General features: G+C 63.4%; 11 protein-coding genes and 1 riboswitch. Of the genes, 8 read left to right on the top strand and 3 right to left on the bottom strand.

Annotated elements, in window-relative coordinates; all coding sequences use genetic code 11:
* The first annotated feature begins 44 nt into the window (after positions 1 to 44).
* From MESCI_RS21015 to MESCI_RS20985, 7 genes are all read left to right on the top strand, one after another.
* Entirely contained in the window at positions 45 to 1,259 is a 1,215-nt protein-coding gene (locus MESCI_RS21015; protein ID WP_013531961.1) for a CpaE/TadZ family protein, read from the top strand.
* Positions 1,256 to 2,677, top strand: coding sequence for a TadA family conjugal transfer-associated ATPase (locus tag MESCI_RS21010; protein WP_013531960.1), 1,422 nt, complete (start codon positions 1,256 to 1,258; stop codon positions 2,675 to 2,677). Before MESCI_RS21015 ends, MESCI_RS21010 begins: the two co-directional genes overlap by 4 nt.
* 4 nt (positions 2,678 to 2,681) lie before the next feature.
* Positions 2,682 to 3,647: a type II secretion system F family protein gene (locus MESCI_RS21005; RefSeq protein WP_013531959.1), complete on the top strand. Its 966-nt coding sequence runs from the start codon at positions 2,682 to 2,684 to the stop codon at positions 3,645 to 3,647.
* Position 3,648: 1 nt separating this feature from the next.
* A complete protein-coding gene (locus MESCI_RS21000; RefSeq protein WP_013531958.1) occupies positions 3,649 to 4,611 on the top strand; it encodes a type II secretion system F family protein in 963 nt (320 codons plus the stop codon).
* 81 nt (positions 4,612 to 4,692) lie between these two features.
* A complete protein-coding gene (locus MESCI_RS20995; RefSeq protein WP_013531957.1) occupies positions 4,693 to 5,517 on the top strand; it encodes a PA3715 family protein in 825 nt (274 codons plus the stop codon).
* Between the two features lie 160 nt (positions 5,518 to 5,677).
* Entirely contained in the window at positions 5,678 to 6,148 is a 471-nt protein-coding gene (locus MESCI_RS20990; protein WP_013531956.1) for a hypothetical protein, read from the top strand.
* Between the two features lie 160 nt (positions 6,149 to 6,308).
* The gene (locus MESCI_RS20985; RefSeq protein ID WP_013531955.1) at positions 6,309 to 7,484 is read left to right on the top strand and encodes a GGDEF domain-containing protein; all 1,176 of its coding nucleotides are present in this window, start codon (positions 6,309 to 6,311) and stop codon (positions 7,482 to 7,484) included.
* A gap of 1 nt (position 7,485) precedes the next feature.
* On the opposite strand, the gene gcvP is transcribed toward MESCI_RS20985, so the two are convergent.
* The 3 genes from gcvP to gcvT are packed head-to-tail and all read right to left on the bottom strand — an operon-like array spanning position 7,486 to position 11,788.
* Positions 7,486 to 10,296, bottom strand: coding sequence for an aminomethyl-transferring glycine dehydrogenase (gene gcvP / locus MESCI_RS20980; RefSeq protein ID WP_013531954.1), 2,811 nt, complete (start codon positions 10,294 to 10,296; stop codon positions 7,486 to 7,488).
* 17 nt (positions 10,297 to 10,313) lie between these two features.
* A complete protein-coding gene (gene gcvH / locus MESCI_RS20975) occupies positions 10,314 to 10,682 on the bottom strand; it encodes a glycine cleavage system protein GcvH (RefSeq protein ID WP_013531953.1) in 369 nt (122 codons plus the stop codon).
* A 5-nt stretch (positions 10,683 to 10,687) separates the two neighbouring features.
* Positions 10,688 to 11,788, bottom strand: a complete 1,101-nt coding sequence (gcvT, locus tag MESCI_RS20970) for a glycine cleavage system aminomethyltransferase GcvT (RefSeq protein ID WP_013531952.1) — start codon at positions 11,786 to 11,788, stop codon at positions 10,688 to 10,690.
* Between the two features lie 149 nt (positions 11,789 to 11,937).
* Positions 11,938 to 12,024: riboswitch (glycine riboswitch) on the bottom strand.
* 244 nt (positions 12,025 to 12,268) lie between these two features.
* On the opposite strand from gcvT, the gene MESCI_RS20965 reads away from it, so the two are divergent.
* Positions 12,269 to 13,270, top strand: a complete 1,002-nt coding sequence (locus tag MESCI_RS20965; RefSeq protein WP_013531951.1) for a hypothetical protein — start codon at positions 12,269 to 12,271, stop codon at positions 13,268 to 13,270.
* Positions 13,271 to 13,285: the final 15 nt, after the last annotated feature.

The following is a 13,285-nucleotide window of genomic DNA, read 5'->3' as shown; positions in this document are numbered from 1 at the left end:
TTCAACGGGCAACTGGTCAACGGGCGACCTGACAGGCTGACAGAATGGCAAACGGCATCAAGACCAGGAAGATCCTGCTCGTATCGACCGACAGGACGTTTGCGCAGGACACGCGCACCGCATTTTCCGCCTCCGAGATCATACAGCTCTCGACGGTGGAGAAGAACGTTACCGAGTTGCGCGGTGAGATCCAGGAAGCCGACTTCGGCGCCATCATCGTCGACATGGATGCGGCAAGGCTGGAGGAGGTCGAGTCGCTGCAGCGCATCATGCGTCGGCTGGAGGACAAGGTTCCGGTCGTCGTCGTCACCCAGGAGTTCAACGCGGCCGCGGTGCGTATTCTCGTGCAGCTCAAGGTCGCGGATTTCCTGGTCAAGCCGATCACCACGGCCGATCTGGTGCGCTCCGTGGTACGGGCGCTGCAAGGGCCCGGGCGCGAGGAAAACACCGAGTCGCAAATCTATACCTTCATGCCTGCGGCGGGCGGCGTCGGCACCACGACGCTGGCGCTGCAGACCGCCTTCCAGCTGCATCACTCGGTGACGCGCGGAGCCTCGACCTGCGTCGTCGATCTCAACTTCCAGCAGGGCGCCTGTGCCGAATATCTCGACCTCGAACCGCGTTTCGACATCACCGAGATCGAGAACCAGCCCGAGCGTCTCGACCGCCAACTGCTCGACGTGATGCTGTCCAAGCATGCCAGCGGGCTTTGCGTGCTGGCGGCGCCGGCGCATCCAGCCGAGATGCGCTCGTTCAAGACCGATGTCGTGGTGCGCATGCTGGATCTCGTTTCGGCCTATTTCGACAATGTCGTCATCGACATGCCCCGCACCTGGTTTCCATGGACGGAGACCGTGCTGCTCGGTTCCAACAAGCTCTACATCGTCGCGGAAATGACGGTGCCGTGCCTGCGCCACACCCAGCGGCTGATCCAGGCAGTCTACGAGACGGCCGGCAAGGAAGTGAAGCCGAACGTCATCGTCAACCGTTTCGAACAGAAGATGTTCGATAACGGCATCAAGCAGGCGGACGTCCAGGAAATCCTTGGCGAGCATTTCGTCGGCGGCATCGCCAACAACTACCGGCTGGTGCGCGAAGCAGTCGATCGCGGCGTACCGCTGCACGAGATCGATCCGAACGCCAATGTCGTCAACGATCTGAAGAAGATCATCCTGCCGGAAGAAGCGGTCCCGACCCGGGCGAAATCGCGCTCGCTGTTTGGCATGGGCCGTGGATTGCTGAAGAGGAAAGCCGGATGACCAGCCGCTTCTCCACCCTGCAGAACCGCGATGCGCGTCCGCAGCGCGCGCCTGAGACGACGCCGGTCGCCCATCATGCCGTCGTCATACCAACCAGCCGAAAGGCTTTGCCGGCAAAGCCGGAAGCAGCGCTGGCAAAGAATGCCAACAAGGTGCTCGATGCGCGCGTGCGTATCCACCGGCTGCTGCTCGAAGAGATCAATCTTGTCGCGCTGGAGCGTTTGCCGAAGGATGAGATGCGCCGGCAAGTGCATGACTTCGTTTCGGAAAAGACCAAGCAGGAGCGGATGGCGATCAACACCGTCGAGCTTGACGCGCTGGTCGACGACATCGTCGACGAGATGGTCGGCCTCGGTCCGCTCGAGCCGCTGCTCAAGGATCCCGACATCAACGATATCCTGATCAACGGCCACATGAACTGCTTTGTCGAAAAGAAGGGCAAGCTGCAGCCGGTCCACATTCCGTTCAAGGACGAGGCGCATCTCCTGCGCATCGTCAACAAGATCGTCGCCGCGGTCGGTCGCCGCGTCGACGAATCGCAGCCGATGGTCGATGCCCGCATGCTGGACGGCTCGCGCTTCAACGCGGCCATCCGCCCGGTTGCGGTCGACGGCCCGCTGGTGTCGATCCGCAAATTCTCCAAGAACAAGCTCGGCCTGCATAAACTGGTCGAATTCGGCGCCATCACCCAGAACATGGCCGAAGTGCTGGCGGCGGCCGTGCATGCCCGCAAGACGACGATCATTTCGGGCGGCACCGGCACCGGCAAGACGACCATGCTCAATGCACTGTCGGCCTTCATTCCGGAAGACGAGCGGCTGATCACCATCGAGGACGCGGCCGAGCTCCAGCTGCAGCAGCCGCATGTCGCGCGCATGGAAACGCGGCCGGCCAACATCGAAGGCCATGGCGAGCTGAAGCAGCGCGACCTGGTCAAGAACGCACTGCGCATGCGCCCCGACCGCGTCATCCTCGGCGAGTGCCGCGGCGAGGAGGCTTTCGACATGCTGCAGGCAATGAACACCGGCCACGAAGGGTCGATGGCGACCATCCATGCCAACACGCCGCGCGACGCCATTTCGCGGCTCGAGCAGATGCTTGGCATGACCGGCATGCCGATGACGGTGCAGTCGATCCGCAGCCAGATCGCCAGCGCGCTCGACCTGATCGTCCAACTGACGCGCCTGTCCGACGGCAAGCGCAAGGTGACCAGTGTCGCCGAAGTGACCGGCATGGAAGGCGATGTCATCCAGATGCAGGAGATCTTCCGCTTCGTGCGCACCGGCATGGAGGCCGACGGCAAGATTCTGGGCCACTACGAGGCGACCGGCATCCGGCCGCGCTTCCTCGAGGACCTGCGCGCCATGGGCATCGAGTTTCCCGGACGATATTTCGAACCCGGCCGGCCGCAGGAGTAGCCAAGTGTTCGATGGAATGAGCGCGATCTATGTCGTCTATGCCGCGGCCGCGCTGACCGGCATCCTGATCGCCGAGGCCTGCTACCTGCTTTATGCCGGCCGCAGCGACAAGCGCACCGCCATCAACCGGCGCATGAAGCTGCAGGAAAACAAGATCAGCCAGGAGCAGGTGCTCGTCCAACTGCGCAAGGAGCGCGGCCTTGACGCGGGCACGCCGCTGTTTTCGGCGGACCGGTTTCGCGCGCTGCGAACCCAGTCGGGCATGATCATGCCGCTGTCGAAATTCCTCATGATCACCTGCGGCGTGGCGATGGCGATGGCCTTGGTCGCCATCTGGTACGGCTTGCCGCCGCTGATGGGGTTCGTCCTGTTCGTGGTGCTCATGCCGCTATTGCCGGTGCTGACGCTGCGTTTCAAGCGCAAGCGCCGGCTGAAGCGGTTCGGCATGCAGTTGCCGGAGGCGCTGGAACTGATCACGCGTGGCCTGAAGGCCGGCCATCCGGTGCCGGTGGCGATCGCCATGGTGGCGCGCGAGATGCCCGACCCGATCGGCAGCGAGTTCGGCGTCATCGCCGACGAAGTGACCTACGGATCCGATCTGGTTTCGGCGTTGAACTCGCTGTTCGACCGGGTCGGCCAGGAGGATCTGCCGTTGTTCGTCACCGCCGTCTCGATCCAGACCAGTTCGGGCGGCAATCTGCGCGAGATCCTCGACGGCCTGGCGACGACGATTCGCGAGCGTGGCAAGCTGCGCCGCAAGGTGCGCGCCATTGCGACAGAAGGCCGGATGTCGGCCTACATTCTGACGGCCGTGCCGGCGTTGCTGTTTGCCGCCATCATGGCACTGATGCCGGGCTTCTACAGCGACGTCTGGGGCGAGCCGAAGACCTGGTATCTGCTTGGCGCGTCGATCACCTGGCTGATGCTGGGCAATCTGATGATGTTCAAGATGTCGAATTTCAAGTTCTGACATGCAGGGTTTCATCGAATTCCTCGCCTCGCTTGCGCCGACCTCATTGATGCCGGTGGCCATCCTGCTGCTGGCGGTGGGTGCGGCCGCTGTTGCCTGGCCTGTTGTCATGGCGAAGGGCGATCGCAACGAGGTCATGCGCCGGCTCAGGGTCGACAACGGTCCCGTGGCCGCCAAACCGGAGCCGGTGCAAAAGAAGAATACCGGCATCGTGCGCGAGAAGGCGGTGAAGCGGGCGCAGGAATTCTACGCCAGGAGCGATCCGGAAAATGTCGCGCGGCTGCGCATGAAGCTTATCCAGGCGGGCTACATGGAGCCGCGCGCTGTCGGCACGTTCTTCCTGATCCGGTTCACTGCGATGATCGGCACGGCAATCGGTGTGTTTGTGCTCAACCGCTGGATGGCCAGTCCGGACGCAACGATGGCCAGCCGCTGGACATTCGTCATCCTGTCGGGCGCGGCCGGTTATTTCCTGCCCGGCCTGGTGCTGAGCCAGAAAGTGCGGGAACGCAGGCGTGAGTACCGCAACGGCTTTCCCGATTTCATGGACCTGATGATTGTCTGCTCGGATGCCGGCATGAGCATGGAGGCAGGCATAGAGCGCGTCTCCAAGGAACTTGCCAAGACTTATCCCGCGCTCAGCCAGAACCTGCAGCTGGTGTCGCTGGAGCTGAGGGCCGGGCGCAGCCTCGACGATGCGCTGAAGGCGCTCGCCGATCGCCTCAGCCTGGACGAGGTGCGTTCCTTCGCCACGCTGCTGCAGCAGTCCAAGGAACTCGGCACCAGCCTGTCGGGGGCGCTGCGCGTCTTCTCCGACGACATGCGCCATAAGCGTATGTCGTTGGCCGAGGAAAAGGCGCACGCTCTGCCTGCCAAGATGTCGGTGCCCGTGGTTGTGTGCATCCTGCCGGTGGTGCTGATGATCGCGGCCATTCCAGTCATCGTCAAAATGACGGCGCACTAGCGAGCGCTCTACAAAAGCCCTAGCAAGGGGCTGACAAACCATTGTTCTCGACCGAACCCGGCTTTGCAGGTGAGAAAGTCCATGCTGCTGCGCACCCTCTTCCTTGGCCTTGCCGCGGCCAGCCTGTCGCCCGCCTGGGCCGTGGCCGGCGATTGCGGCGATGCCGCCGCCTTGGTGCAGCAGGCCTATCCCAAAGCTCGAAAGAGCGCCGACGGCACCTCGTTCACGCTCGAACCCCACACCAGCATTGCCCTGACATTCGCGTATGGCGATCCGCCAGGGCTGGCTTGCAAGATCTGGCCCGCCCATGACGACCTGCTGTTGGTCGCAGTGCCGCTGATGGACGGGTCCCAACCCAGCGACTACGCGCATGCCGGCGATATCGAGCTTTTGATTGTCGACAGGAAGAGCCGGCAGGTGCGCCAGCGCCTGCTCCAGCCTGGGCTGATGAATGATGATGCCATCGCCATCCGCCAGGTGGAGCTTGATACCGGCCGCTATGCGCTGGCGCCCGATGTTACTGCCTTTGGCCTGCGCATCGAAATGGCAAACAATTCGCTGCCTAATCCGTTCAGTGAAACCGACCTGCGGCTCTATGCCGTCGATGGCGATTCCCTGAGGATGGTGCTCGATGGCCTGGTCGTGGCCGGCAATGGCGGCGAGGGTGATACCAATTGCGCCGGATCCTTCCATACCAGTCGGGTTAGCCTGGCGATGAGCCCAGCCAAACATCATGGCTACCACGACATAACGGTGGTCGAGCGAATGGATACCGACAATCCGTTGCCCGACAAGGATGGCGAGTGCCAGTCCCATCCCGGCAAGTCCGTGAGCCAAACCTACCGGCTGCGCTATGACGGCAGCCGGTATACGGCTCCTGCGGGGCTCAAAGCCCTGGAGCCGTGAGGACGCCGCTGGCTGCGACTGAAGCACCGCGGCCTGGTGGTTAATGGCTGGTGTGCCCGAAGCCGAATTTTGGCGGCGTTTCGGCACCGAAGTTTAATCGCCGCTGATATATTGTGTTTCCTGAAGAACGACCCGGCAAATCGGGCGATGAGGCAGGGGCATGCGTCACAATAATTTCCCGGCAATGGCCACGATGGCGGCCGTCTTGATGATGTCTGGATGTTCGACGAGTGGCGTCGACACCACCAAGACCACCGCCATCCAACCGGCGGCTAAAGACACCGAAACCTCCGATCTGGCGCAAGGCAAGGCGCAGTTTCGCGACGCCAATTACGGCCTCGCCGAAAAGCACTTCCGCAAGGCCGTCGAGTTGAAGGCCGACAATGCGGAGGCCTGGATGGGGCTCGCGGCTTCCTATGATGAACTCGGCCGCTTCGACTTCGCCGACCGTGCCTACGGCCAGCTTCTGAAAGTCGCCGGTCGCAGGCCGCAGATCGTCAACAATATGGGTTATTCGCAACTGCTGCGCGGCAATCGCAAGAAGGCCAAGGCGCTGCTGCTCGAAGCGAAGGCCGGCATGGCCGATCCCACCGTCGTCAACGCCAACCTCGCTCTCCTGAACAAGGGTTGATCTCGCGTCCAATGGTCCGGTTTCGGGACACGTGCCATCGACGCTTTGTAAACCCTATCTGCAGGTTGCATCGATGGATCGCCTGAAAATCCGTATCTGGGGGCAGCCGCTGACCTAGAATGCAGCGCAACCGCCGACGCTCGAGAGGCCCTTGCCCGATATGCTGGACTTCAGTTCGCTCCTGCTCGCAGCCGCGCTGTCGGGCATATGCCTCAGCGTCACCATGTTTGCGATCTGGTTCACCGCACCCAAGGCAGGTTTCGTGCTGACGGTGGCGTGCGGAATTCTGGTGCTCGTCGCGCATGTGATCCTGTTCTGGCGGTACACCAAGGATCCCGATCCGCTGCTTTGCCAGATCGTGCTTGCGCTGCTCAGCCTGGGGTTCCTGATCCTCTGCTTGTCGGCCATGCAATATCTCGGCGTGCCCGGCTACAGGCGCGCCGTTGCACCGGCGCTTGCTGCCATGACTATCTGTGCCGCTGTCACTTTCCTTGGCTTTGACGGCGTTGGTTTCATCATCACCTACACCACGGTGACGGCGCTGCTGTCGGCGATCGGCGCCATGTTCTGGATCAACGGCAGTCACGATCGCCGCATCCTTCTGGTGGTTTCGTTTCTGAGCGGCACCTGCGCGATGTCGTTTGCGTTTTGCGGCGTGGTTCTGCTGACCAAGGGGCAATGGACGCTCGCGATTGCGCCCGACAATTGGGCCGAACGATTGAATTCCGTCGTGGCGGTGGCCTGCATGACCGGGCTCGGAGCATTGACGCTCTCCCTCCATCATCTGCAGGCGCAGATCGAGCTCAAGGCCGAGACCATGACCGACCCGCTGACAGGGTTGCTGAACCGCCGGGCATTGACGTCGCTTTACGGCGAGCGGAGTTTCGGTCCATTCATGTCCATCGTCATGTTCGACCTCGACCACTTCAAGCGGACGAACGATGTCTACGGTCACCCGGTTGGGGATCAGGTCTTGTGCCGTTTTGCCGCCGTCATCAAGAAATATGCCCGGCCCGGCGTCGACGCTTTTCGCCTTGGCGGCGAGGAGTTCGCAGTCGTCATGTCGCGGATGACGGACGAAAAGGCCTACGATCTCGCCAGCAAGATCGGCGTGGCTTTCGGCGCCGAAATCGTCCCCACCCAGCTCGGCAAATTGCGCAGCACGGTCAGCGGCGGCATCGGCTTTGGCGAGGCAAGCGGCAGCAGCCTCGACAACGTGCTCACCGAGGCAGACGCAGCGCTCTATGCCGCCAAACGCGCCGGACGAAATTGCGTCATCAGCCGCAAGAGGATGGGCAAGGCCGAGCCGATCAAGCCGGCCTTGCGCTCAGCGTAAATTACTCCGCGGCCCCCAGATAGTCGGACAGCGGCGGGCACGAGCAGACCAGGTTGCGGTCGCCGGCGACATTGTCGATGCGTGACACCGGAGGCCAGTACTTGGCTGCCGTGTCGGCGTCGCCGGCCGGATAGGCCGCTTCCAGGCGCGAGTAGGGATGGTTCCACTGGCCGGCCAGCGCCTCGGCGGCGGTGTGCGGCGCGTTGACCAGCGGATTGTCGGCCAAAGGCCATTCGCCCCTGGCGACTTTTGCTGCCTCTGCCGATATGGCGATCATGGCCTCGCAGAAGCGATCGATTTCCCGCTTGGGCTCGGACTCGGTCGGCTCCACCATCAGCGTGCCGGCGACCGGGAACGACATGGTCGGCGCGTGAAAACCATAATCGATCAGTCGCTTGGCGACATCGTCGACACTGATGCCTGCACTCTCCTTGAGCACACGGGTGTCGAGGATGCATTCATGCGCGACGCGTCCCTGCCTGCCCTTGTAGAGCACCGGGAAATGCGCACCGAGCCGCGTTGCGATGTAGTTGGCGGAAAGGATCGCTGTTTCGGTCGCCTGCTTCAGGCCCGAGGCGCCCATCATGCGGATATACATCCAGGTGATCGGCAGGATCGAGGCGCTGCCGAAGGGGGCGGCGGAGACGGCGTGCGCCGAGCCTTCAGTGACATGGCCGGGCAAATACGGCTTCAAATGCGCCTTGACGCCGATCGGCCCGATGCCGGGTCCGCCGCCGCCATGCGGAATGCAGAAGGTCTTGTGCAGGTTCATATGGCAGACATCGGCGCCGATGTCGCCGGGACGGGCAAGCCCGACCAGCGCGTTGAGGTTGGCACCGTCGAAATAGACCTGGCCGCCATGCTCATGGATCAGCGCGCAGAGATCGCGTGCGCCTTCCTCGAACACGCCATGCGTCGAGGGATAGGTGAACATCAGCGCTGCGAGATTTTGCGCATGCTCAGTCGCCTTGGCCTTCATGTCGTCCATGTCGATGTTGCCGTCTTCGGTGCAGCGCACGACGACGACGTTCATGCCGGCCATCGCCGCGCTCGCGGGATTGGTGCCATGCGCCGAGGAGGGGATCAGGCAGACGGTGCGGTGGTTGTCGCCGCGAGAGCGGTGATAGCCGCGGATGGCGAGCAGTCCGGCATATTCGCCTTGGCTGCCGGCATTGGGCTGCAAGGTGACGGCGTCGAAGCCGGTGATCTCCGACAGCCAGCCCGCCAGCTCGCCGATCATGGCACGGTAGCCTGCCGAGTGCGCGGCCGGGGCGAAAGGGTGCAGATTGGCAATGCTCGGCCAGCTCACCGGCATCATCTCGGCGGCGGCGTTGAGCTTCATGGTGCAGGATCCCAGCGGGATCATGGCGCGGTCGAGCGCCAGGTCCTTGTCGGCCAGCCGGCGCAGGAAGCGCATCATCTCGGTTTCCGACTTGTTTTCGCGGAAAACAGGCTGGGTCAGGAACTCCTTGCCGCGCGGCTTGCCGGGCACCGTGCTGTCGGCGGAGGCGCCAGCCTTGGCGCCGAACAGGGCCGCGATTGCGTCGAGATCGGCCTCGGTGGAGGTTTCGTCGAAGGCGATGCCGATGTGGTCGGCATCCACGGCACGCAGCAATCTGCCGCCCTTTTCAGCGGCGGCGGCGATCGAAGCTGCCTTGCCCTTCACCTCGGCCGTCACCGTGTCGAAGCGGCTTGAACCGAGCACGGAGATGTTTGCTGCTTTGAGCCCGGCGGCAAGACGATTGGCCAGCGTGTGGATGCGCCCGGCAATCGCCTGCAGCCCGGCGGGGCCGTGCCAGATGGCATAGGCGGTCGCCATATTGGCGAGCAGCGCCTGCGCGGTGCAGATGTTGGAGGTCGCCTTGTCGCGGCGGATATGCTGCTCACGCGTCTGCAAGGCAAGCCGGTATCCGGGCCGACCCTTGCTGTCGGTGGACTGGCCGACCAGGCGGCCAGGCATCAGCCGCGTCAGCCTGTCGGAGACGGCGCAATAGGCCGCGTGCGGGCCGCCAAAGCCCATCGGCACGCCAAAGCGCTGCATCGGGCCGACGGCGATGTCGGCGCCAAGCTTGGCCGGCGCGTCGGTCAGCGTCAGGCCGAGCGGGTCGGCGATGAAGACGACGAGGGCGCCGGTCGCGTGTGCCTTGTCGATCGCTGCCTTGTGGTCGCCATAGACGCCAAATGTATCCGGCCAGGAGACAAGCAGGGCGGCGGTGTTGTCGTCGATCGTCTCGCCATCGATCTCGATGCCGAGCGGCTCGGCGCGGGTGCGCACCACGTCCAGCGTCTGCGGGTGCGGCGTGCCGGCAAGTGCTACCTTGGTGCGCTTGTCGCGGTGATGGCGCAGCGCAATGCCGACCGCCTCGGCCACGGCGGTTGCTTCATCCAGCAGCGACGCCGATGCCACCGGCAGGCCGGTCAGTTCGGTGACCAGGGTCTGGAAGTTGAACAGCATTTCCAACCGGCCCTGGCTGATCTCGGCCTGATAGGGCGTGTAGGCCGTATACCAGGCCGGGTTCTCGAACAGATTGCGCTGGATAACCGGCGGCACATGGACGCCGTGATAACCGGCGCCGATGAAGCTCTTCAGCACCGTATTCCCGGCCATGACAGCCGAAAGCTCAGCCAGCGCTTCCGCCTCGCTCGCTGGTGCCGGCAGGGCAAGCGGCCGATCGAGCCGGATCGACTTCGGGACGGACTGGCTGATCAGCGTCTCGATCGAGGGCACGCCGATGGCGGCCAGCATGGCTCTGGTATCGTTGAGGCCGGGACCGATATGGCGGGCCGAGAAGGGGTAGGGTGCTGCGGTCATCTCAATAAGTCCTGATATCAACCGATATGGGCTTTGTAGGCGGCCTCATCCATGAGACCGGCGAGCTGGCTTTCGTCGGCAAGCTTCATCTTCCACAGCCAGCCGGCCCCTGTTGCGGCCGAATTGACCAGTGACGGATCCGACGACAGCGTGCCGTTGGCCTCGGTGATCTCGCCGTCGACTGGTGCATAGACATCGGACGCCGCCTTGACGGATTCGACCACGACGGCGGTGTCGCCCTTGGTCAATTTCTTTCCCGTCTCCGGCAGTTCGACGAAGACGAGGTCGCCGAGCTGCTCCTGCGCGTAATCAGTGATGCCGACCGTGGCGATGCCGCCCTCGACGCGGAGCCACTCGTGATCTGATGTGAAATAGGTCGTTGCCATTGAGATCATCCTTTTCGGTAGCGATGCGGTGTGAAGGGCAGGGAGCTGATATCGACTGGGATTCTCGTGCCGCGCACATCGGCGAAAACCCGTATTCCGGGCTTTGCCAGAGGTGTCGAGACATAGCCCATGGCGACCGGATGGCCGGCCGAGGGGCCGAAGCCGCCCGATGTGACATGGCCGGCCGAATTGCCGTCGGCGTCGAAGAGCGCGGCACCGCCACGCACCGGCTGGCGGCCTTCCGGCTTCAAACCGACGCGCTTTTGCGCGGGTCCTCGTTCCACCGCGGCGCGGAGCGCATCGGCGCCGATGAAAGTGCCGGAAGCGCGGATGTCCTTTGGAATTGCCCACATCAAGGCGGCGCTGGCCGGGTCGGTTTCCGGTGTGATGTCCTGGCCATGCAGGCAGAGACCGGCCTCCAGGCGCAGGCTGTCGCGCGCGGCCAGGCCGATCCACAGCGCGCGCTCGTCTCCGAGCAGCTTCGCGACGAGGTCGCGTGCATCGGCCTCCGGCAAGCCGATCTCGAACCCGTCCTCGCCGGTATAGCCCGACCGGCTCATGAACCAGTTCTTGCGCGGTTCGACCCCATGCATGAACAGCAGCGAGCCGGTCTCGATGCCGGCGCGGGAAAGGGCGGCCCAGGCTTCAGGACCCTGGATGGCCAGGAAGACGCGGTCGAGCGGCTCGATCCTGGCGTCGAAATCCGCGGCAAGTGCACGCAAATGCTTTTCGTCGGCTACGGCGTTGCCGGCATTGGCGACCACCATGAACCTGGCATCGCCAAGCCTGGTGACGATCAGGTCGTCGAGGATGCCGCCTGCTTCGTTGAGGAAAAAGGACAGTTTGGATTGCGAGATTTCGAGCCCGCCGGCATCCAGTGGGCAGGCACGGTTGAGCAGTGCCGCCGCTTCCGGTCCGCTGACCTCGAACAGCTTCATGTGCGAGATGTCGAACAGGCCGGCCTGCTCGCGGGTGTGAAGGTGTTCCTTCATGACGCCGGCCGGATAGGTCAGCGGCATCGACCAGCCGGCAAAGGCGCCGAAGCGCGCACCGGCGGCCATATGGATATCTTCAAGGGGAAGGTGTTTTGTGTCGTCGCCCGTCATGTCGTCTCCAGAGTCGCACGCAATCGGTCGCGAATGGCGACCAGTCCGTGCCCCTCTGTCTGAAGCCTGAGAGACTCGCGCAGCCGGAACTCTGTCAGCGGCGCTTACACCTTCGGCGCGGGGGCAAGCCCCGACTTTCCAGAGTGTCTTTCCCGTCTACGGTTCTTTTGCCTGAGAGATTTCGGGCGATTTCCCCTTCGGCGACAGCTCTCGCTGTTCTCTCCCGCAAACAGGTAGGACTCAAGACCCTGAGTCCTCGACGCGCCATCCATAGCTTGCGCGCGACGGCTTGTCACCTGTCAGCAACATCTAAAGCGGGTGCATGTCGTTCTTCAAACCGCGGCACGCTTTCAGGCGACATGCGTTGGCGACAAGTCTTCACTAACCACGCCGTTTGCCGGTTTTTCAAGACACTGCTGATATGTTGGCTTGTGTGACGCTATGGGGCCGGCGCTTGGCGACGGCGGACGGGGACGACAAATGGGCGAATTGATCATGAGCGCGCCGGTGGCCGGGCTGACCTCGAAAAGCCGCATCGCCGCGGAGGACGTGGCGATGTTGCGCCATGAAGTGTTCGGCGACGGCGTCGTGACGCGTGGCGAGGCCGAGGCGCTGTTCGCGCTCGATGGCACGGCGAAGGACAAATGCCAGGAATGGCCGCCCTTCTTCATTGAGGCGGTCACCGACTATATCGTCCACCAGGAAAAGCCGTCGGGCTATATCTCGCAGGACAATGCCGACTGGCTGATCCGCACGATCTCGCGCGACGGCATGGTCGACAGCCGGACCGAACTCGAATTGCTGGTGCATGTGCTGGAACAGGCGAAATCGTCGCCGGCCCAGCTTTGTGTGTATGCGCTGGAGCAGGTGGCGCATGCCGTCATTGACGGCAAGGGGCCGCTGATGCTCGGCGGCGTGCTGGCTCCGGGCCTCGTCGCGCAGGCGGAGGTCGAGCTTTTGCGCCGGATCCTCCATGCCCATGGCGGCGACGGCAACATCGCCATCACGCGCGCCGAGGCCGAGGTGCTGCTCAAGATCAACGAGCGGACTGCTCAAGGACAAAACGATCCGTCCTGGAACGAGCTGTTCGTCAAGGCGATCGCCAATTTCGTCATGTGCTCGGCCGGCTACGAAGCACCGACGCGCGACGTGGCGCTGCGCCATGACGCCTTCCTCGAACATGCCGATCCGGAAATCGGCGGCTTCTTCAGCCGCATGATCTCCGGCGGGCTTGCCGGCATCATGGAGGCCTACCGATCTCCTGGCGACATCGAAGCCGAATGGGAAGCCAAGAACAGGGCGGCCGAGGCCCTGGCCCGCCGTGCCGAGACGATCGATGCCGGCGAAGCCGGCTGGCTGATCGAACATATCGGCGTCGACAGGCCACTTTACGAGAACGAACGCGCGCTGCTGACCCTGATCAAGCACGCCTCGCCGGAAATTCACCCGGCGCTCAGGCCGCTGCTCGACAAGGTTGCCTGACCGGCCAGGGATTGC

Origin of the sequence: Mesorhizobium ciceri biovar biserrulae WSM1271, from assembly GCF_000185905.1 — a bacterium.
Lineage (GTDB): Bacteria > Pseudomonadota > Alphaproteobacteria > Rhizobiales > Rhizobiaceae > Mesorhizobium > Mesorhizobium ciceri.
The sequence above is the reverse complement of the archived record's forward strand: the minus strand, read 5'-3'. Positions and strand labels throughout refer to the sequence as shown.

Coding starts and splice junctions, on each gene's coding strand:
- MESCI_RS20990 (WP_013531956.1), top strand. CDS start 5,678: ATGCGTCACAATAATTTCCCGGCAATGGCCACGATGGCGGCCGTCTTG.
- gcvT (WP_013531952.1), bottom strand. CDS start 11,788: ATGACGGGCGACGACACAAAACACCTTCCCCTTGAAGATATCCATATG.
- MESCI_RS20985 (WP_013531955.1), top strand. CDS start 6,309: ATGCTGGACTTCAGTTCGCTCCTGCTCGCAGCCGCGCTGTCGGGCATA.
- MESCI_RS20995 (WP_013531957.1), top strand. CDS start 4,693: ATGCTGCTGCGCACCCTCTTCCTTGGCCTTGCCGCGGCCAGCCTGTCG.
- MESCI_RS21015 (WP_013531961.1), top strand. CDS start 45: ATGGCAAACGGCATCAAGACCAGGAAGATCCTGCTCGTATCGACCGAC.
- MESCI_RS21000 (WP_013531958.1), top strand. CDS start 3,649: ATGCAGGGTTTCATCGAATTCCTCGCCTCGCTTGCGCCGACCTCATTG.
- gcvP (WP_013531954.1), bottom strand. CDS start 10,296: ATGACCGCAGCACCCTACCCCTTCTCGGCCCGCCATATCGGTCCCGGC.
- MESCI_RS21010 (WP_013531960.1), top strand. CDS start 1,256: ATGACCAGCCGCTTCTCCACCCTGCAGAACCGCGATGCGCGTCCGCAG.
- MESCI_RS20965 (WP_013531951.1), top strand. CDS start 12,269: ATGGGCGAATTGATCATGAGCGCGCCGGTGGCCGGGCTGACCTCGAAA.
- gcvH (WP_013531953.1), bottom strand. CDS start 10,682: ATGGCAACGACCTATTTCACATCAGATCACGAGTGGCTCCGCGTCGAG.